Annotated in this window: 14 protein-coding genes and 1 pseudogene; 3 read left to right on the plus strand and 12 right to left on the minus strand. The window is 69.5% G+C overall.

The features are described 5' to 3' along the window. Nucleotides 1-54 precede the first annotated feature (54 nt). The 9 genes and pseudogenes from secA to ahcY all read right to left on the minus strand — a co-directional run bounded on the left by secA (nucleotide 55) and on the right by ahcY (nucleotide 11,614). On the minus strand, nucleotides 55-2,883 hold the full coding sequence (gene secA, locus FPZ12_RS12095) for a preprotein translocase subunit SecA (protein WP_144748937.1): 2,829 nt from the start codon (nucleotides 2,881-2,883) through the stop codon (nucleotides 55-57). Between the two features lie 175 nt (nucleotides 2,884-3,058). After that, nucleotides 3,059-3,736 (minus strand): ribosome hibernation-promoting factor, HPF/YfiA family, encoded by a 678-nt coding sequence (hpf, locus tag FPZ12_RS12100; protein WP_144748938.1) that lies wholly within the window; start codon nucleotides 3,734-3,736, stop codon nucleotides 3,059-3,061. 627 nt (nucleotides 3,737-4,363) lie between these two features. After that, complete coding sequence (locus FPZ12_RS12105) at nucleotides 4,364-5,035, minus strand: ComF family protein (RefSeq protein ID WP_481726103.1); 672 nt, start codon at nucleotides 5,033-5,035, stop codon at nucleotides 4,364-4,366. A 46-nt stretch (nucleotides 5,036-5,081) separates the two neighbouring features. After that, nucleotides 5,082-6,827 (minus strand): LpqB family beta-propeller domain-containing protein, encoded by a 1,746-nt coding sequence (locus FPZ12_RS12110; protein ID WP_144748939.1) that lies wholly within the window; start codon nucleotides 6,825-6,827, stop codon nucleotides 5,082-5,084. Next, a complete protein-coding gene (mtrB, locus tag FPZ12_RS12115; RefSeq protein ID WP_150980291.1) occupies nucleotides 6,824-8,521 on the minus strand; it encodes an MtrAB system histidine kinase MtrB in 1,698 nt (565 codons plus the stop codon). Before mtrB ends, FPZ12_RS12110 begins: the two co-directional genes overlap by 4 nt. A 7-nt stretch (nucleotides 8,522-8,528) precedes the next feature. Further along, entirely contained in the window at nucleotides 8,529-9,206 is a 678-nt protein-coding gene (gene mtrA / locus FPZ12_RS12120) for an MtrAB system response regulator MtrA (RefSeq protein WP_144748941.1), read from the minus strand. A 77-nt stretch (nucleotides 9,207-9,283) separates the two neighbouring features. Next, the gene (locus tag FPZ12_RS12125; RefSeq protein ID WP_144748942.1) at nucleotides 9,284-9,925 is read right to left on the minus strand and encodes a dTMP kinase; all 642 of its coding nucleotides are present in this window, start codon (nucleotides 9,923-9,925) and stop codon (nucleotides 9,284-9,286) included. Between the two features lie 76 nt (nucleotides 9,926-10,001). Continuing rightward, nucleotides 10,002-10,064, minus strand: a pseudogene (locus FPZ12_RS47085) (DUF2992 family protein); the annotation flags it as partial. 77 nt (nucleotides 10,065-10,141) lie between these two features. Then, complete coding sequence (gene ahcY / locus FPZ12_RS12135; protein WP_144748943.1) at nucleotides 10,142-11,614, minus strand: adenosylhomocysteinase; 1,473 nt, start codon at nucleotides 11,612-11,614, stop codon at nucleotides 10,142-10,144. Nucleotides 11,615-11,706: 92 nt separating this feature from the next. Between ahcY and FPZ12_RS12140 the strand changes: the two genes are divergently transcribed. After that, nucleotides 11,707-14,001, plus strand: a complete 2,295-nt coding sequence (locus FPZ12_RS12140) for a hypothetical protein (RefSeq protein ID WP_144748964.1) — start codon at nucleotides 11,707-11,709, stop codon at nucleotides 13,999-14,001. On the opposite strand, the gene FPZ12_RS12145 is transcribed toward FPZ12_RS12140, so the two are convergent. The 3 genes from FPZ12_RS12145 to FPZ12_RS12155 form a co-directional block, all read right to left on the minus strand. Next, nucleotides 13,985-15,508, minus strand: a complete 1,524-nt coding sequence (locus FPZ12_RS12145) for an APC family permease (protein ID WP_144748944.1) — start codon at nucleotides 15,506-15,508, stop codon at nucleotides 13,985-13,987. The genes FPZ12_RS12140 and FPZ12_RS12145 overlap by 17 nt on opposite strands. Nucleotides 15,509-15,685: 177 nt before the next feature. Then, entirely contained in the window at nucleotides 15,686-16,603 is a 918-nt protein-coding gene (locus FPZ12_RS12150) for a cation diffusion facilitator family transporter (RefSeq protein WP_144748945.1), read from the minus strand. Nucleotides 16,604-16,654: 51 nt separating this feature from the next. Continuing rightward, complete coding sequence (locus FPZ12_RS12155; RefSeq protein ID WP_243769804.1) at nucleotides 16,655-17,134, minus strand: DUF2000 domain-containing protein; 480 nt, start codon at nucleotides 17,132-17,134, stop codon at nucleotides 16,655-16,657. Nucleotides 17,135-17,205: 71 nt separating this feature from the next. On the opposite strand from FPZ12_RS12155, the gene FPZ12_RS12160 reads away from it, so the two are divergent. Continuing rightward, nucleotides 17,206-17,685: an Lrp/AsnC family transcriptional regulator gene (locus FPZ12_RS12160; protein ID WP_144748947.1), complete on the plus strand. Its 480-nt coding sequence runs from the start codon at nucleotides 17,206-17,208 to the stop codon at nucleotides 17,683-17,685. A gap of 36 nt (nucleotides 17,686-17,721) precedes the next feature. Next, complete coding sequence (locus FPZ12_RS12165; protein WP_166462702.1) at nucleotides 17,722-19,785, plus strand: AfsR/SARP family transcriptional regulator; 2,064 nt, start codon at nucleotides 17,722-17,724, stop codon at nucleotides 19,783-19,785.

Raw genomic sequence — 19,785 nt, forward strand, 5'->3', positions numbered from 1 at the left:
ACAGCAGTGCGGGGCCTCGCCGTGGCGAAGCCCCGCACTGCTGTCCCGGGATGCCTACTGGCCGCCCTTCTTCGACTTCTTCGCCTCCGCGCGGGCCGCGGCGCGGCGCTCGCGGCGCGTGCCCTGGCCGTCGCCCGGCTTACCGGCGCCGGACTTCTTCGCCGCCGAGCCACCGCGCGACTGCACGCCGCCCTGCTCGGCGGGGCCGGAGTAGGTCAGCCCGCCCTGCCCGTTGCCGCCGTCGCCGCCGAGTCCCTTGCCGCGCAACGCGGACGGCACGCTTTCCTTCGGCTCTTCCTGCTGCACCGGCTGCTGCGGGGTGGGCTGCGAATGCCGCCCCGCGGCGGGGATCGCGGCGGCGGGTTCGGCGGCCTGCTGCTGCGGCTCGGCCTGCTCCACCTGCAGGTTGAACAGGAAGCCGACGGCCTCCTCCTTCAACGAGTCCAGCATCGCGTTGAACATGTCGAAGCCCTCGCGCTGGTACTCGATCAGCGGGTCGCGCTGGGCCATCGCCCGCAGCCCGATGCCCTCCTTGAGGTAGTCCATCTCGTAGAGGTGCTCACGCCACTTGCGGTCCAGCACCGAGAGCAGCACCTGGCGCTCCAGCTGGCGCATGGCGCCTTCGCCGACCTTGGCGTCGATCTCCGCTTCGCGCTGGGCGTACGCCTGCTCGGCGTCCTCGAGCAGCGAGCTGAGCAGGAAGTCCGAGCTGAGGTCGTCCTCCTCTTCCTCGGCCAGCGAATCCCATTCGACCGACACCGGGTACAGCTGCTTGAGGGCCGTCCACAGCTTCTCGTGGTCCCAGTCCTCGGCGTAGCCGTCCGCCGTGGCGCCCTCGACGTACGCGGTCACGACGTCGCGGAGCATGTGCTTCATCTGCTCGCTGAGGTCCTCGCCCTCGAGCACGCGGCGGCGCTCGGCGTAGATCACCTTGCGCTGCTCGTTCATGACCTCGTCGTATTTGAGGACGTTCTTGCGGATCTCCATGTTCTGCTGCTCGACCTGCGTCTGCGCGCTCTTGATCGCGCGCGAGACCATCTTGTGGTCGATCGGCTGGTCGTCCGGCAGCCGCATGGTGGTCATGACGCGCTCGACCATCGCCGCGTTGAACCGCCGCATCAGCTCGTCGCCCAGCGACAGGTAGAACCGCGATTCGCCCGGGTCGCCCTGGCGGCCGGAACGACCGCGCAGCTGGTTGTCGATCCGGCGGGACTCGTGCCGCTCGGTGCCGAGCACGTACAGCCCGCCGGCGTCGCGGACCTCCTCGGCCTCGGCCTTCACCTCGGCCTTGACCTCTTCGAGCACCTTCGGCCAAGCCGTCTCGTAGGCCTCGGAGTGCTCCACCGGGTCCAGCCCGCGCTCGCGAAGCCGCTCGTCGGCGATGATGTCCGGGTTGCCGCCCAGCACGACGTCGGTACCACGGCCCGCCATGTTGGTGGCGACCGTGACCTGTCCCTTGCGGCCCGCGCGGGCGACGATCAGCGCTTCACGCTCGTGGTACTTCGCGTTCAGCACCTCGTGCGGGACCCCGCGCTTGAGCAGCAGCTTCGACAGGTACTCGGACTTCTCGACGCTGGTGGTGCCGACCAGGACCGGCTGGCCCTTCTCGTGCCGCTCCTGGATGTCGTCGGCGAGCGCCTCGAACTTCGCGGGCTCACCCTTGTAGATCAGGTCCGTCTCGTCCTTGCGGATCATCGGCCGGTTCGTCGGGATCGGCACCACACCCAGCTTGTAGGTCTGGTGGAACTCCGCGGCCTCGGTCTCCGCCGTACCGGTCATCCCGGAGAGCTTGTTGTACAGGCGGAAGTAGTTCTGCAGCGTGATCGTGGCCAGCGTCTGGTTCTCGGCCTTGATCTCGACGCCTTCCTTGGCCTCGATCGCCTGGTGCATGCCCTCGTTGTAGCGGCGGCCGTGCAGGATGCGGCCGGTGAACTCGTCGACGATCACCACTTCGCCGTCGCGGACGATGTAGTCCTTGTCGCGCTTGTAGAGCTCCTTGGCCTTCAGCGCGTTGTTCAGGTAGCCGACCAGCGGGGTGTTCGCCGCTTCGTACAGGTTGTCGATCCCGAGCTGGTCCTCGACGAAGGCGACGCCCTTCTCGGTGACGCCGACGGTGCGCTTGCGCTCGTCGACCTCGTAGTGCACGTCCTTCTTCATCATCGGCGACATGCGCGCGAACTCGACGTACCAGCGGGCCGACTGCTCGGCGGGCCCGGAGATGATCAGCGGGGTCCGCGCCTCGTCGATCAGGATCGAGTCGACCTCGTCGACGATGGCGAAGTTGTGCCCGCGCTGCACACAGTCGTCCAGCGTCCAGGCCATGTTGTCGCGCAGGTAGTCGAAGCCGAACTCGTTGTTCGTGCCATACGTGATGTCCGCGTTGTAGGCCTCGCGGCGCTGGTCCGGCGGCAGTTCCGAAAGGATCGCGCCGACCTTGAGGCCGAGGAACCGGTGCACCCGGCCCATCCACTCCGCGTCACGTTTGGCGAGGTAGTCGTTCGTCGTGACCAGGTGCACGCCCTTGCCCGAGAGGGCATTGAGGTAGGCGGGCAGCACGGAGGTCAGCGTCTTGCCTTCACCGGTCTTCATCTCGGCGACCTGCCCGAGGTGCAGCGCCGCGCCGCCCATCAGCTGGACGTCGAAGTGCCGCTGGCCCAGCACCCGCCAGGCGGCCTCGCGGGCGACCGCGAACGCCTCCGGCAGCAGCTCGTCGAGTGACTCGCCGTCCTCGTGCCGCTTGCGGAACTCGTCGGTCTTGGCCTGCAGCTCGGCGTCGGAGAGGTCCTTCACCTCGTCTTCGAGGGTGTTGATGTGCTCGGCGATGTTGCGCAGCCGCTTGAGCATCTTGCCCTCGCCCGCGCGCAGCAGGCGGTTGAGAACCATCCGGTCGACCTCACTAGCTGTCTGGGAAATGCGCCCGGGCGTGCCCCGGGCGGACCGTGCGCCGCCTCCATCGTAGGGAAGGACGGTCCCGACGTGCACGCACGTCGGGAGATAGCACGCGGAACGGCCCGCACGCTCGTGTGCGTGCGGGCCGTCCGGCGGGTCGTGGCAGGCGTCAGCCGAGCCTGATCACGCCGTAGTCGAAGCCCTTCCTCCGGTAGACGACGCTGGGCAGTCCGGCCTCGGCGTCGTTGAAGAGATAGAAGTCGTGTCCGACCAGCTCCATCTGGTAGAGGGCCTGGTCGACCGTCATAGGTTCGGCTGAGTGGCGCTTCTCGCGCGCGACGCGGCCGGGCTGGTGGCCCATGGCCTCGTCTTCTTCCCAGCGCTGCATGGGGAGGTCGAGCTCGGCGCCTTCGGAGACCTCGGTCTCGATGGGGGCGGGCGCCTCGAGCACCGCGGTGCTCGCCGCGGCCATTCCACCTGCCGGCACCGCGGCCGACATCGGGGAGGTCGCCTCCGCGACCGATTCCGGGCAGCGCCGCCCATAGTGCACCCGGCGGCGGTCGGCCATGCGACGCAGCCGGTTTTCGAGCTTGCTCACCGCCGCGTCGAGCGCGGCGTAGAAGTCGCCGGCACAGGCTTCGGCACGCACAGCCGGGCCCTTGCCCTTGCCGGTGATCTCCACCCGCTGGCAGTTCTTGGACTGCCTGCGGTTGGGCTCATGGAAGAGCTCCACGTCGTAACGGAAGACTTTCCTGTCGTAGCGTTCCAGTCGTGCGAGCTTTTCGCTCACATGCTCCCGGTAGTGCTCGGGCACCTCCACGTTGCGACCTTTAACCACGATGTCCATACACGACCTCCCTCACTCCTGGATGAGTTCGAGCTCTTCGGTATTCGCTGGGGAGCCGACGGGGAGAGTTCAGCTTTCCGCCGGCACCAGGGTCATCGGCTGTTCACCTCCCTGCCGTGCGGAACGGCTATAGCGGTGCACGTTAGCCGGGTAAGCCGCGTCACAAAACCCCCCGAGCCGGGGGATATCACAGAACGGGAAACCATCACCGAGCGCGTCCGCGAGTAGCCCGAGGCCGGCGCCGCGGTACTCGTTCGGACCATCGGCCGGAGGCGGTTTTCACCTTGACACGACAGCGTTTTCCGGCGTCCACGCCCCTGCGTGACAGCGGGCGCGGCGGCCGGCTTCATCCCGCCGGCCGCTTGCGCCGGTGCCCGAAGTCCCGCACACCGCTCCATGTCCCGACAACGGGTTCGGCGCCCCGCACGTTCCCGTCGTTTACACCTGTGTGGGTGAAACCCACAGCGCCGGTTTCCGGGCAGGACGAGACACCGGGCCGATGCGCTGCGGTTTCGCGTGGTGCCCGCGGTTCGGAAGGGGCGCTTGGGTTTTCGAAGAATTCGACCTCGCCGCGCCGCGCCGGGAGCCCGGGAAGGTGCCGCCCGCAAGCGGCGCCCCGCGAAACCCTCAACGGGTGGCGGTCAACGTCAGCGCCGCGACGACCGGGAACCCTCCTTCCTTGAGCACGCGGGCGCACGCCGCGATGGTCGCGCCGGTGGTGATGACGTCGTCGAGCAGCACGACGGGCGACCCCGGCGGCGGGAGCCCGCGCGGATCGAGGCTCACCCGCCCGGCGAGGTTCGCGACGCGCTGCGAGTGGTCCAGACCAACCGCGTCACGCGCGCCTCGTGCCAGCCGCAGCGCGGGCGCGACGGCCACCGCACACCCCTCCGCCGACAAGCGCGCCGCACAAGCACGTGCGAGCCGCTGCAGATGCGGACCACCACGGACGCGCGAGGCCGCCCGCCGCGAAGGCGCGGGCACCAGCCACCACACGCCTTCGGCATCCGGCTGGGCCACCGGGACCTGCGGCAGCGTGGACCCGAGCACGCCGCCGAGCCCGGCGGCGAGGTCACGCCTGCCGCGCTCCTTGTAAGCCAGCACGAGCTTCCGCGCCGTGCCCTGGTACCTCGCGAGCGCGTACACCGCGACCGCGTCGGCAGTCGGGCCGCGGGCGACCGGGAACGGCCGCGCGAACTCCGTCAGGCACAACGAACAGCAGGCAGCACCGTGCGCGCCGCAGCCCGCGCAGGACGACGGCAGTACGAGATCGAGAACTCGCTCCCCCAGGTTCACGATCCGTGAGTATGCCGCCACCCACCGACAGTTTTCGCTCGTCCGCAGGTCAGCCCGGGTAGAACGGCGTGACGTGCGAGCTCACCGACGACGTGTGCGGCCGCCAGACCTCGCCGACGTCCGACGCCGTCCACAGGCCGCTCGTGTCGGCGACGACGATCGGACGGCCCGGCGCCGCGGTGACCGCGTACACCGGCGGAGTCAGGTTCGAGCTGTTGAAGGTGTCCATCCGGAGCCCGTCGATCGGCACCTTCACCACCGGCTGCGATGGCATCGAGGTGACCGCCACGAGGCTGTCCTGGCTCAGCCAGTCGACGTCCACGACGCCGGTCAGCGAGCCCATCTGCAGGATCCGCGGCCCGCGCAGGGTCACCGAGTCCTGCGTCCGCACCACCGAAGCCACCAGCAACTGGCCGTTGACGACCATCGCCGCACGGGCTCCGTCCCGCGAAAGCCGCAGCGCGCTGATCGGCCCGACCGTGAGCACTTCCTCGGCGTTCACCGCCTGCCCGGTCCAGCCGCCATCGGACGTCCGCAGCACCCGTACGACCGCCTGCCCGTCGACGACTGTCCACACTTCGCCCGCCGTGCCGTCCGCTGTCGCCGTCGGCCGCCAGGTCGGTCTGGTCAGCGTGCCGCCGAACAGGTTCACCTGTTGCGGCGTGCCGCCGTACGCGCCGACGCGCAGTTGCTGCCTGCCATCGGCGTTCTCCACGATGGCCAGCTGCCTGCCGTCGATCGACTGCGCCGCGCTGACCACCTGGTACACGCCTGCGCCCGCAGGCCCGGCGATCGCCGCCCCGTCCGCCAGTGAACGGATCCGGCCGTTCACCGTCATCAGCCCGGGCAAATCCGCGCCGGGCGAAGCCTGCGAAGAGTACGAAGGAACGTCGGTGTAGTACCAGTCCTCGTGCCCGTCCACGAGCGGCGCGCCATCGGAGAGCAGGCGCACTCTGTTCGTGGTCACCGCCTGCAGGGACAGCACTATCTGCGCCGCGATCAGCTTCTTGACCTCCGGCGTCTGGTCACCGACCCCGGTCAACGGGACGAGCAGCGCCCCGTCCGGCGTGGTGGTGACGTTGCCTTCGACGTTGGCGTCCTCCGGCAGCGGGTTGCGCACGGCGCCGACGAGCTGGTCAGACGGCCCGGACAGCAGCAGCGAGATCACCCGCGCGGGCAGGCCCGTCTGCGGTTTCGCTGCCACATAACGGAGATCGGGCACCGTGGTGTTGGAGTCCTGCGCGAAGAACTGCACCGGCACCTGCACGTAGTTGGCGGTGAAATCGCTGTAGGGCATCACGATGTCGGCGGGCGGGTTGCTGATCCGCCACTGCCCGTCGGACTGTTTGCGCACCAGCAACCGCAGCTCGTAAGGGCTGCGCGAAGGCAGGAACGAGCTGTCCGGGTTCAGCATCCCGATGTTGGTCCCCCGCACCACCACGACCACTTCGTTCGGGTTCGCCGGCACGTCCGCGCCCGCGGCGTACACGGTGTTGAACTGGTCGTCGATGACGTTCATGACCTTGCCGGGCTGCCAGGCCTTGGCCGCGTTGTCGTCGAGATAGGTGCGGGCGGCGGCGTTGTTGCTGATCGGCTGCGCGTTCGCGCGGACGAAGTCGCGCGCCACGGTCAGCGCGTCGAGGTCGCGGGCGGGCTGCTGGACGTCGGGATTGGAGGCCTGGCCCAGTTCCTGCTGCTGGACCGCGACCGGCTGCGACTCCTCCGGCACGGCCGCGCACCCGGCCACGAGCACCACCCCGGCCAGCGCCGCGAACAACCGCCGCGCGCCCTTCATCCGACATCCTCCCTACGCAGCTCGGACACGATGGCCCCGCTGTAGTCGACTCCCGAGCCGATACTGGCCTGCCCGTTCGCGGCCGCCCCGTCCGGCGGCGCCAGCGGCAGCGGGCTCTCGTCGAAAGGCTCGCCCTGCCGCCGCGGCAACGTAAGCCGGAAGCAGGCGCCGTAGCCGGGCGCGCCCCACGCATCGAGCTGACCGCCGTGCAGCCGCGCGTCCTCGTGGCTGATCGCGAGCCCGAGTCCGGTGCCGCCGGTGCGCCGGTTGCGCGACGGGTCCGCACGCCAGAACCTGTTGAACACCAAATCCGCTTCGCCCGGCCGCAGCCCGACGCCATAGTCCCGCACGGTGATCGCGACGGCGTGCTCGTCCGCGCGCATGGTCAGCCGCACGGGCCTGCCCTCGCTGTGGTCCACCGCGTTCGCCAGCAGGTTGCGCAGGATCCGCTCGACCCGGCGCGCGTCGATCTCCGCCGTGGTCTCCCCGTCCGGCAACTCCAGTTCGATGTCGCTGCCGGCGGTGTTCGCGATGACGCGCACCTGCTCGGCGGCCCGACGCGCGATCGGGGCGACGTCGATCTGCTCGGCGGAGAGCTCCTCGACACCGGCGTCCAGCCTGCTGATCTCCAGCAGGTCACCGAGCAGCGCCTCGAACCGGTCGAGCTCGTCCACCAGCAGCTCGGTGGAGCGCGCGAGCCCGGCCGGGAACTGCTCGCGCGAAGCGTGCAGCACGTCGGCCGCCATCCGGACCGTGGTCAGCGGGGTGCGCAGCTCGTGCGAGACGTCGGAGGTGAACCGGCGCTGCAACGTGCCGAACTCCTCCAGCTGGCGGATCTGGCGCTGAATACTGGCCGCCATTTCGTTGTAGGACAAGGCAAGCCGGGACAGGTCGTCCTCGCCCGTCACCGGCAGCCGCTCGTCCAGCTCACCGCCGACGAACCGCGCGGCGGCCGCCGCGGCCGAGCGCACCGGCCGGACCACCTGGCGCGTCACGAGGTTGCTGATCCCGGCCAGCAGCACCAGCAGGACCAGACCACCGACGAGCAGCGTGTTCTGCACCGTCGACACGGTGTTCTGCTCCGCCGTCATCGGGAACAGCAGGTACAGCTGGATCGGGCGGCCGGTGCTGGTGACCGGTGCGCCGATGATCAGGTACGTCGTGCGGGTGCCGCCGTCGTCGACCGTATGCGTCTGGTAGGCGACCTCGTTGGCCTCGGTGAACCGCTGAAGTCCTTCCGGCACCTTGGAAATCGGGCCCGCGGAGTCCGTCGAGCTGGTCCCGCCCGCGGTCAGCACCGGCTCGAACGCGCCCGCCGCCGAAGCCCCCGAGCCCTGGTCGTCGGACGAGGAGCTGGTGATCTTCTTCAGCACGTTCTGCAGCCGGTCCGGCAGCGCGTCCTGGTCGCTGAGCCCGACCAGCTCGTTCTCCGCGGTGGACACCACCTGCAGGGTCTGCGAGATCGCCGCCTCGCGCTTGGTGTCGGTGAGCCGGGTGATGATCTGGTTCTGCAACACCATGCCCAGCACGAACGCGACCGCCGAGGACAGCGCCAGCGTGGACACCGTCACCCGGAACTGCAGCGAACGGCGCCACAGCACGCCGAACGCCGTCACCCGCCCGCGACCGTAGGCGCCGACGCGGCCGGCGAGCCGCAGCACCCGGGTGGCGGAGGCGAGGATCTTCTGCTTCATCGCGGTATTACGGCGGTCCGGCCTTGTACCCCACGCCGCGGACGGTCAGCACGACCTCCGGGTGCTCCGGGTCCTTCTCGACCTTCGACCGCAGCCGCTGGACGTGCACGTTGACCAGCCGGGTGTCGGCCGCGTGCCGGTAGCCCCAGACCTGCTCCAAGAGCACCTCGCGGGTGAACACCTGGCGCGGTTTGCGGGCGAGCGCGACGAGCAGGTCGAACTCGAGCGGGGTGAGCGGGATGGCCTTGCCCTCCCTGGTCACCTCGTGCCCCGGCACGTCGATGGTGAGGTCGCCGATCGCCAGCGACTCCGCCGGCTCGGCCTCCGTCCGGCGCAGCCGCGCGCGGACCCGCGCGACGAGCTCCTTGGGCTTGAACGGTTTGACCACGTAGTCGTCCGCGCCCGACTCGAGGCCGAGCACGATGTCCACGGTGTCGCTCTTGGCCGTCAGCATGACGATGGGCACGCCGGACTCGGCCCGGATCGCCTTGCAGACGTCGATCCCGTTCATCCCGGGCAGCATCAGGTCCAGCAGGACCAGATCCGGTTTCAGGTCCCGCAGCGCGGGCAGCGCACGGGAACCGTCCGGGACGACCGCCGTATCGAACCCCTCCCCGCGCAGCACGATGGTGAGCATCTCCGCGAGCGCGGGGTCGTCGTCGACCACCAAGACACGTGCCTTCATGACCACATATTCGCACTTGGGACACCGTTCGTGACTTCCGACCCGGGATCGGAGCACCAGACGTGGAAAGCTTAGCCCTAATGGACCAGTGCGCGGGCCGTTCCGGTCGCGTCGAAGATCGTGGTCCCGTCCACCACTCGCCACTCCGACAGCCACGAGCCGGCGGCCAGCTGGTCGTAGACGGCGGCGCAGCGAACCTGCAGATCATCATCGGTTTCGAAGACGTCCCGAGCACGGTCCACTTCGGACTGAGCACGCCGCTCGGCCCGCTCCGCGGCGACCTCGGCGCTGACCCGGAGCAGGATCTGGGTGTCGGGGACCGGTAACCCGAACCGGGCGATCTCCAGCTCGCGAACCCACTTCACGAACTCGCCGTTCGCGTCCTGGCGCAGCCGGGCGGCGCCGTACGCGGCGTTGGAGGAGACATAGCGGTCGAGCAGGAGGACGTCGTTGTCGCGGAGGGCGGCGTTCAGCTCGTCGAGCGCGCCGCGCCTGTCGAGCGCGTAGAGCAGGCCCATGCCGTACACGGATTCGCCGAGGTCACCGTGCTCGCGATGCAGCGCTTCGCGGATGAAGTCGGCATGCACGCTTCGCCCGTAGCGCGGGAAAGCCAGCGTCGCCACGCTCGCGCCTTCTTCGTGCAGCGCCGCTGTCAACGCGGCGGAGACCGTGCGCTTGCCCGCTCCGTCGAGACCTTCGATGACGACCAGTCGACCCACGGGCAGAACCGTACCCGCGGTCACCGGCCGCGATGCCTCGCCCTGGCCTTGCGTTTCGCCGCCGCTCGGCGTTGCCGGGCTCCGGGCCGAAGACGTGCCGGGCGGCGCGCACGGATCCGTTCTCGTGGATCTCGTACACGCCGACCCGGGACTGGCCGCCCGGACTACCTACCGGGCCGTGAGGTTTGTCCAGCCAAGTACCACCGCACGGCTACCTCAGTACCGGTAGTGGTCCTGCTTGAACGGGCCCTCGACGTCGACGTCGATGTACTCGGCCTGTTCCTTGGACAGCTTGGTCAGTTCGCCACCCAATGCCTGCAGGTGGATCCGCGCGACCTTCTCGTCCAGTTTCTTCGGCAGCCGGTAAACCTCTTTGTCGTATTCCTCGTGTTTGGTGAACAACTCGATCTGCGCGATGACCTGATTGGAGAAACTGTTGGACATCACGAACGACGGGTGCCCGGTCGCGTTGCCGAGGTTCAGCAGGCGTCCTTCGGAAAGCACGATGATCGAATGACCGTCCGGGAAGGTCCACTCGTCGACCTGCGGCTTGATGTTGACGCGCCGCACGCCGGGGTAGCGGGTCAGCCCGGCGATGTCGATCTCGTTGTCGAAGTGGCCGATGTTGCCGACGATCGTCTGGTGCTTCATCCGGGCCATGTGCTCGGCCATCACGACGTCCTTGTTGCCTGTCGTCGTGATCACGATGTCGGCCTCGCCCAGCGCGTTCTCCAGCGTCTTGACCTGGTAGCCGTCCATCGCCGCCTGCAGCGCGCAGATCGGGTCGATCTCGGTGACGATCACGCGCGCGCCCTGCCCGGACAGCGATTCCGCCGCGCCCTTGCCGACGTCGCCGTACCCGCAGACCACGGCCACCTTGCCGCCGATGAGCACGTCGGTGCCGCGGTTGATGCCGTCGATCAGCGAGTGCCGGATGCCGTACCGGTTGTCGAACTTCGACTTCGTCACCGCGTCGTTGACGTTGATCGCCGGGAACAGCAGCTTGCCCTGCGCGGCCAGCTGGTAGAGCCGCAGCACGCCGGTGGTGGTCTCCTCGGTGACGCCGCGGATGCCGTCGCCGACGGCGGTCCACTTGCCGGGAGCATCCTTCAGCGACTCACGCAGCAGGCCGAGGAAGACCTTCCACTCGTCGGGGTCGTCGTCCTCGGGTGCGGGCACGACGCCCGCCTTCTCGTAGTCGGCGCCGCGGTGCACCAGCATCGTGGCGTCACCGCCGTCGTCGAGGATCATGTTCGGGCCCGCGCCCTCCCACGTCAGCATCCGCTCGGTGCACCACCAGTACTCCTCGAGCGACTCGCCCTTCCACGCGAAGACCGGCACGCCCTTGGGCTCCTCCGCCGTGCCGTGCGGGCCCACGACCACCGCGGCCGCCGCGTGGTCCTGGGTCGAGAAGATGTTGCAGGAAGCCCAGCGGACCTCGGCGCCGAGCGAGACGAGGGTCTCGATCAGCACGGCCGTCTGGACGGTCATGTGCAGCGAACCCGAAATCCGTGCCCCGCGCAGCGGGTAGACCTCGGCGTATTCCTGACGAAGCGCCATCAAACCCGGCATCTCGTGTTCGGCCAGCCGAATCTCCTTGCGGCCGAAGTCGGCCAGCTCGAGATCCGCGACGGCGAATTCCACACCGCCTCGGGTGTCGTGCCGTTTGGCAACGCTTTCGGGGGTCATATCGGCATTTCCTCCAAGATTCGGCGACACCTGAACAGTACCGTTGTCGGTTCACCGCCGAACACCCTCGAAAAGGAGGCGTCCACGTGCCGATCCCCGGCCCGGAGACCAGGATCGTCGAACTGCGTGTGCCCGGGCTCACCGGTACGACCGGGGAGTCCCTGCTCGACGCGGTGAGCACGGTCGAGGTCGCCGGCGACGGGGTGGGGAAGGTGATCCGGCCCTCAGACCGGTTGCGCCGTCCCGCTCCGGGCCCGGTGCTGCAGGCGCTCGGCCGCTCGGTGCCGCGCACGCTCGAGGGCTACCTCTGGGGCGGGATGACCTCGGGCGGAGCCGCGAAGGCGACGTGGGCGCTGCTGTTCCCGTTCTCGCTGGCCAACGTCGCGCACTGGATGTTGCCGCCCGTGCCGGACGGCAGCCGGGCTGCGGGCGCGCTCGGCGGGCTGTGCCGGAGTCTGCTGCGCGTCGGCGCGCTGCTGCTGACGATGCTGCTGGTCGGGCAGCTGTCGGTGATCGCGCTGGACCTGTTCGCGGCGCAGTGCCTCGCGCCGGGCGCCCGCTGCCTGACGGTGGTGCCGGACTCGTGGCGCGATCCGGTGTGGCTGCGCACAGCCGTCGGCCTGGTGCCGGTGGCGGTGGTGCTTCTCGTGCTGCACGGGGTGTCCGGCACGAACTGGACAGTCCGGTCGAAGGACGTCAAACCCCGGCGCGGGGATCTGCCCGGCGACACGGTGCGCGGCGGCACGGACTCGCCGGTGTTGCGCCATCTGCACACGGTCGCGGCGCTCGGCACGGTGTCGGTGTTCGCGCTCGGCGGGCCCTTCCGCGCGCCGGACGCGCTGCCGCAGCTGATCATCTGGATCTGCGCGCTCGCGCTCGTGCTGGCGGCGCTGGTGACGGCGGGCGCGGGCGTCCGGGAGCTGCACCGGTGGGCCCAGCGCAGCGTGCTGGTGTTCGCGGTACTCGTGATGATCTCCGTGATCCCGTTCCGGGCGAACTCGCCCTCGGGGGCGAATTCCACCGTCGAAGCCCTCGCCGCCGCGCTGTTGATCGTGACAGTGCTGTTCGCGTTGTTGCTCATCCCGGCGGCGCTGCTGGCGCGGCGCACCTGGAGCTCGCTGCCGAAGCGGCTGCGCCCGTGGTTCGGCGGCTGGGCGGCCGCCCCCGTGCTGGTCTTGGCGAGCCTGCTCGGCGGCGGGTTCGGCGCCGGGCTGGCGATCGCGCTGCGCAAGCTGGCCGGGGCGAGCCAGCTGCAACTGCCGGACAGCTACACCCCGGTGACGATGCTGTGGGGCGCCGGGCTGGTGCTGGCCGCGGTACTCGGCCTGCTCGGGTTCGCGGTCGGCGTGCCGATGCGGCGGTTCCGTCGCGGGATCCCGGAAGTCGTGCGGCTGCTGCAGGAGAAGGACGAGAAGCTCGCCGCCGCCGCGTGGGCACGCTCGTCCTGGGAGCGCCGGCACCTGCACCACCTGGCTTTCGGCGTGGTGGCGGGCATGTCGGTCTGCGCGGCGGCGTTGCTGGTGGCACGCTTCGGTTTCCGCACGCTGCCAAGCTGGCTGGACCCGTTCTCGGCGCTCGGGGTCGTCGCGCTCGGCGCGCTCGCGCTCGGGCTGCTGCGGGTGGTCTACACAGCGGCGCGGAACCCGGGCCGCAACAGGCATCTCGGCGCGCTGGCCGACCTCGTGTGCTTCTGGCCGCGCGCGGCGCATCCCGCGATTCCGCCGTGCTATGCGCTGAAGGTGGTGCCCGAGCTGGCCGCGCGCGCGAAGGAACACCTCGCGGAGCCGAACACGCGGGTGGTGCTCGCCGGGCACAACACCGGGAGCCTGCTGGCGGTGATCGCGACAGCGCGGTTGATGCACGGGCTGAACGAGGACCAGCGGGAGCGGGTCGGCCTGCTCACCGCGGGATCGCCCCTGCAGTGGGGTTACCAGCGCGCCTTCCCGGCCGTGCTGCCACACGAGTCACTCGGTGCGCTGTATGGGGAACTGAGCGGGCGCTGGCGCGGCCTCGCCCGCGGCACGGACATCTTCGGCGGCGGCGTGACGACGTGGCGGCAGCAGGTGGTGGACGGGAAACTGGTCGGCGACGGCTTCCGCGAAGACGGCAAGACCGGCCCGCTCGACGCGGCGCAGCCGGGGCCCACCGGGGCGCTCGTCCTCGGCGGTGACCACTGGCTGCCGGACCCGATCCCGAGCACCCCCGCCAGCCGCCGCTGGGCCGCGGGAGTGCTGGGGCACAACGACTACGAGGTGGATCCGGAATGGGACCGGGCGGTCGCGATGGCCGCCGGGCTGGAGATCCCCGGCAGGCCGTCGCGTCCGTTCGGGGAACAGGTCCCGCTCTTCCCGGACCTGCCCCGCTTCAACCTCAACTTCGCTCGCTGACTTCCCCGGCCGTCGCCTCGGCGTTGCGCTTGCCGAGCAGTGAATGCCTTCGGCTGTAAGCGAAGTAGACGATCACGCCGACGACCATCCAGACGACGAACCGCAGCCACGTCAGCACGGTCAGGTTCAGCATCAGCCACAGGCAGGCCACGATCGCGAGGATCGGCACGACCGGCACCCACGGCACGCGGAACGAGCGCGGCAGGTCCGGATGCGTCCGGCGCAGGATCAGCACGCCCGCCGAGACCAGCACGAACGCGAACAGCGTGCCGACGTTGACCATTTCCTCCAGCTTGTCGGCCGGGAAGAACGTGGCGGCGATCGCGACGAGCAGGCCGACCAGGATCGTCGCCCTGGCCGGGGTGCCGCGCTTGCCGGTGTGCGCGAGCTTGCGCGGCAGCAGGCCGTCACGCGACATCGCGAACAGCACGCGCACCTGGCCCAGCATCAGCACCATGACCACGGTGGTCAGCCCGGCGAGCGCGCCGAAGGAGATGACGTTCGCCGCCCAGTCGACGCCGTTGACGGAGAACGCCGTGGCGAGAGTCTTGTGGCTGCCGTCGCCGGCCGACGTGGCGAGGTCCTTGTACGACACCATGCCCACGACCACCAGCGAGACCGCCACGTACAGCACGGTCACGATGGCGAGCGAGCCGAAGATCCCGCGCGGCACCGAACGCTGCGGGTTCTTCGTCTCCTCCGCCGTGGTGGCGACGACGTCGAACCCGATGAAGGCGAAGAACACCAGCGAAGCGCCGGCGAGCAGCCCGAACGCGCCGAACGAACTGCTGCCCCCGCCCGCGATCAGGGAGAACAGCGACTGGTTCACGCCGGTCTCGCCGGAACTGCTGCCGGCGTTCGGCGGGACGAACGGGTGGTAGTTGGCGCCCTTGATGTAGAAGATGCCGAGGATGATCACGAACAGCACGATCGCGACCTTGATCCCGGTGATCACCATGGAAAACCGGGAGGACAGCTTCGTGCCCAGCGCGAGCAGCGTGGCCAGCACGACGACCAGCACCAGCGCGCCCCAGTCGACGGTCAGGCCGCCGATGTCGAACGTGCTCTTCGCGCCGTCGCCGAAGATGTAGCCGAGCACCGTTTCCAGGTACACCGACCAGCCCTTGGCCACCGCGGCCGCACCGACGGCCAGCTCCAGCACCAGGTCCCAGCCGATGATCCAGGCCATGAACTCGCCGAAGGTGGCGTAGGAGAACGTGTAAGCGCTCCCCGCGACGGGGACCGTCGAGGCGAATTCCGCGTAGCAGAGCGCGGCGAGCCCGCAGGCGATGGCGGCGAGCACGAAGGCCACGGAGACCGACGGGCCCGCGTAGTCACCGGCCGTACGAGCGGTCAACGTGAAGATGCCCGCGCCGATCACGACCGCGACCCCGAACACCGTCAGGTCCCAGGTGCTGAGGTTGCGCCTCAGCCTGGTTTCCGGTTCGTCGGTGTCCTTAATGGACTGATCGATGGATTTCGTCCGCCACAGACCGTTTCCCGGCAAGGTGCTCGCTCCTTTTCCACATCTGGATCGCAGAGTTGGAAAATCACCCTACTGTATCGAAAGTCACGAATCCGACCGGCAGTCACGGCCATCCAGCAAACGTAGGCCGCCTCCGGTTGGTCGGTTTTGGCCTTCTTTAGGTCGGATTCGCGACGGCGGCATAAGTCGGACCGCTCGTCAACCCACGGTGCTGCGGTCCAGATCGGGCTCCAGGTAGATCAGCCTCGCGGTGGGCACCTTCGCGCGTACCTTCGCCTCCGCCTCGTCGATGGCGGTCGCGACCTTGGCGACGTCGAGATTGGGCGTGAGCGCCAGTTTCGCCGCGACCAGCAGTTCCTCCGGGCCGAGGTACTGGGTGCGGATGTGGATCACCCGCTCCACGTGACCACCGGTCAGCTCGGCGACGATCGTGTCCAGCTCGCCGTCGGTGGCGCCCTCGCCGATCAGGAGGCTCTTCATCTCCACGATGAGGATGATCGCGATGACCCCGAGCAGCGCGCCGATCATGATGGTGCCGATGCCGTCCCACACCGGGTCGCCGGTCAGCTCCGACAGCCCCACGCCGAGCAGCGCGAACACGAGGCCGAGCAGCGCGCCGGTGTCCTCCAGCAGCACCACCGGCAGCTCCGGCGTGCGGGACTGGCGGATGAAGCCCCACCAGGAGACGTCACCCTTGATCTTGCGGGACTCGCCCATCGCCGTGAAGAAGCTGTAGCCCTCGAGGCAGATCGCGACCACCAGGATGACCACCGCGACCAGCGGCGCGGTCAGCGGCTCGGGGTGCTCGACCTTGTGGATCCCTTCGTACAGCGCGAAAACCGAGCCGAGCGTGAACAGCATCAGCGCGACGACGAACGAGTAGAAGTAGCGATCCCGGCCGAAGCCGAACGGGTGCTCGCGCGTGGCCCGGCGCCGCGACGTCTTCTGGCCGAGCAGCAGCAGACCCTGGTTCGACGTGTCGGCGAGCGAGTGCACCGACTCGGCGAGCATCGAGGACGAACCGGTGAACAGGAATCCGACGAACTTCGCCACCGCGATCCCGGCGTTCGCGCCCAGCGCCGCGACGATCGCCTTGGTGCCACCGCTTGCCGACACACTGACCCCCTCGAAGGTCTCCCGATTTGTCGGGATGAGCCTACGTGGGACTCAGCTCAGCAAGGGCAGGCCCCCGACCAGTTTGGCGATCTTGTTGCGCGGTCCGATCAGCCCGATGGCGTAGTACTCCAGGTCGCCTTCGCCGGTTTCGCCGAGGCCCGCGCGGTACTCCTCGTACGACCGGCTCGCCTGCGCGTGCTTGGTCATGTCCGCGATGAACACGCCCTCCTTCGTCGCGGCCTTCGCCCGGATCTCGTGCAGTTTTCCGGCGTCCGCGGCCAAGATCGAGCAGCCGCTCCACGGCAGGCCCGCGTGCACGTGGCCGGACGCGTCCTCCACCTCGCCGCCGATCAAGTCCGGCAAGACCGCCGCGGCCGCCGCACCGAGGCAGGCCGTGGCGTTCGCGACCAGGCCGGGGCCCCGCGACGGGTCCGCGACGATGACCCATTTGAGCTTCGCCGACCGCGTGCTCGCCCCGGCCTGGATGTCTGCGGCGAGAACCGCGTTCATCTCCTGATGTTCTGTACTCACAGCGCCCAAAGCTAGGACTAGATATCCTGACCTGCCACCAACTCCGAATTTAGTTCGACGGAAGGCGGGTCATGGCCGAGCTCGACGAACTTGATAAGGCACTCCTGCGGGAATTGCAGCGCGACGGTCGGCGCACCAACCGCGAACTCGCCGCCGCCACCGGGGTTTCGCCGTCCACCTCGCTCGAGCGCGTGCGCGGGCTGCGGGAGCGCGGCGTGATCCGCGGCTTCCTGCTCGACGTGGACCTGGCCGAGATCGGCCGACCCGTGCAGGCGCTGATCGCCCTGCGCGTACATCCGCCGAAGCGGCAGGTGATCGAGGCCTTCCGCGAATGGGTCGCGCTGCTGCCGGAAACGGTGGGCGTGTTCGTGGTGTCCGGCGGCGAGGACTTCCTGGTGCACGTCGCCGTGCCGGACAACGACGCGCTGTACGCGTTCGTCATCGACCGCCTCACCCAGCGCCCGGAGGTGGCCGATGTGCGCACGAGCGTGGTCTACGAACACATCCGCAGCCGCGTGATCGAGCCCACCGAAACCAGGAAGCGCCGCTGACCGTCGAAGCCTCCATCCAGCGGTAGGGAGTCGATGATGGCCAAGTTCGGTGTGCTGGGCCCGCTCCGGGTCGACGACGGCGATCTGCGCCTGCGCGGCGAGCGGCAGCGCTCGTTGCTGGCGATGCTGCTCTTCCGCGCCAACCAGGACGTGCCGGTGCCGCAGCTGGTGGACGCCTTGTGGGTCGGCGAACCGCCGAAGTCCTACGCCTCCAACCTGCACACCTACGTCCAGCGGCTCCGCCGCCGGCTCGACGGCGCGGCGATCGACCACACCGGCAACGCTTACCGCATTCGCGTGAATCCGCGGGATCTCGACCTGCTGGTGTTCCGCGCCGAAGCGGCCGAAGGCAGGAAGGCGGCCGCGCAGGGCGATCACGTCCGCGCGGCGGAACACCTGCGCCGCGCCCTGCGCCAGTGGCGCGGCAACCCGCTCATCGATCTGCACGTGCCGCCGCTGGACACCGAAGCGCGAGGCCTGGAGGCGGAGCACCTCGCGGTGCTGGAGGACTGCATCGACGCCGAACTGGCTTCGGGCAAGCACACCGAACTCGTCGGCGAGCTGACCGCGCTCCTCGCGGAAAACCCTTTGCGAGAAAGGACTGCGGCGCAGTTGATGCTCGCGTTGCAGGGCGCCGGGCGGCAGGCCGAAGCGCTGGAGGTCTACCAGCGCACGCGCGGGCGTCTCGTGGAAGAGCTCGGTGTCGAGCCGAGCGGGGTGCTCCGGCGTGCGCAGGCGACAGTGTTGCGGAGCGAAGAGCTGACGCCGCCCACGCCGTGGCCGATCTGCCAGCTGCCGTCCGACCTCCTCGATTTTTCCGGCCGTGACAAGGAAATCGACGAACTGGCCGGGCTGCTCACCGGTCCCGGGATGCCACTGGTGGTGCTCAACGGCGAGCCGGGCGCGGGCAAGTCGACGCTGGCCACGAAGGTCGCGCACAAGCTGCGCAACGAGTTCCCGGATGGGCAGCTGTTCATCCCGTTGACGGGAACGGCCGCGCCGCGCGACGTCGGGGCTCTGCTCAACGACGTACTGCGCGCGCTCGGGGTGAGCGGCTCGGCGATCCCGGACGACGTGCGGGCTCGCGCGTCGGCGTATCGCGGGCAACTCACCGACAGGCGGGTGCTCGTCGTACTCGACGACGCGGCCGACCCGGCGCACGTACGCGCGCTACTGCCCGGCACGCCCGGCTCAGCCGTGCTGGTCACCAGCAGGCGGCGGCTCAGCGCGTTGGAAGGCGCACGCCGGTTCGAGCTGGGGCCGCTCAGCGACGACGAAGCGGGGGAACTGCTCGCCCGCATCGCGGGCCCGGAACGTGTTGCCACCGAACGGAAATCGGCCGCGCGGATAGCCGCTGCCTGCGGCAACCTCCCGCTGGCGCTGCGCATCGCGGGCACTCGGCTCGCGCTGCGGCCGAACCTCCCGCTCGCCGCGCTCGCGGACAAACTCGAGGACGTGTTGCGGCGGCTCGACGAACTGACCGTGAGCGACCTGCAACTGCGGGGCAGCATCGCGTTGAGCTACCAGGCGCTGGGCCAGGAGGCGCAACGCGGTTTGCGCGCGATCGCCCGGTGCCGCAACGAAAACCAGCCCGGCTGGGCGGTCGCCGCGCTCATCAACCAGCCGGACGCGGACCGCACGGTGGAAGAGCTGGTCGAGGCTGGCCTGCTGGTGCCCAACGGCGCCGACGCGACCGGCGAGCCCCGGTACCGGCTGCACGACATGGTGCGCGTGTTCGCGACCGAAGCCGGCGTGGAGGCGGACTCCCGCGACGAGCGAGTGGCTTCCGTGCGGGGTCTCGTGGACGCCGCGCTGAACCTGTCCGACGCCGCGGCCCGCCTGCTTCCCGGCGGCGAGCACCTGCCCGCGGTGGAGCTTCCGCCGCAGCCGTTGCCCGCGGACTTCGTGGCGAAGCTGCTCGCCGATCCCCGCGTGTGGTTCGAAACCGAACGCGCGAACCTGCTCAGCGCCGTCGCGTCGATCACCGCGCTCGGCTGGCGCCGCGACGCCGAACTGATCATGGACCGGCTCGCCGTGTACCTGCGCCTGCGCCGCAACCACGCCGACCTGCGAACGGGCTACGACATACTGGGCGCCTGA

Source organism: Amycolatopsis acidicola (assembly GCF_007713735.2).
In the GTDB taxonomy this organism is placed as follows: domain Bacteria; phylum Actinomycetota; class Actinomycetes; order Mycobacteriales; family Pseudonocardiaceae; genus Amycolatopsis_E; species Amycolatopsis_E acidicola.

What these genes read in the sequence shown, in the direction of transcription:
- FPZ12_RS12160 (WP_144748947.1), top strand. Translation starts at nt 17,206, where the DNA reads ATGGCCGAGCTCGACGAACTTGATAAGGCACTCCTGCGGGAATTGCAG.
- FPZ12_RS12110 (WP_144748939.1), bottom strand. Translation starts at nt 6,827, where the DNA reads ATGAAGGGCGCGCGGCGGTTGTTCGCGGCGCTGGCCGGGGTGGTGCTC.
- hpf (WP_144748938.1), bottom strand. Translation starts at nt 3,736, where the DNA reads ATGGACATCGTGGTTAAAGGTCGCAACGTGGAGGTGCCCGAGCACTAC.
- FPZ12_RS12165 (WP_166462702.1), top strand. Translation starts at nt 17,722, where the DNA reads ATGGCCAAGTTCGGTGTGCTGGGCCCGCTCCGGGTCGACGACGGCGAT.
- secA (WP_144748937.1), bottom strand. Translation starts at nt 2,883, where the DNA reads ATGGTTCTCAACCGCCTGCTGCGCGCGGGCGAGGGCAAGATGCTCAAG.
- mtrA (WP_144748941.1), bottom strand. Translation starts at nt 9,206, where the DNA reads ATGAAGGCACGTGTCTTGGTGGTCGACGACGACCCCGCGCTCGCGGAG.
- ahcY (WP_144748943.1), bottom strand. Translation starts at nt 11,614, where the DNA reads ATGACCCCCGAAAGCGTTGCCAAACGGCACGACACCCGAGGCGGTGTG.
- mtrB (WP_150980291.1), bottom strand. Translation starts at nt 8,521, where the DNA reads ATGAAGCAGAAGATCCTCGCCTCCGCCACCCGGGTGCTGCGGCTCGCC.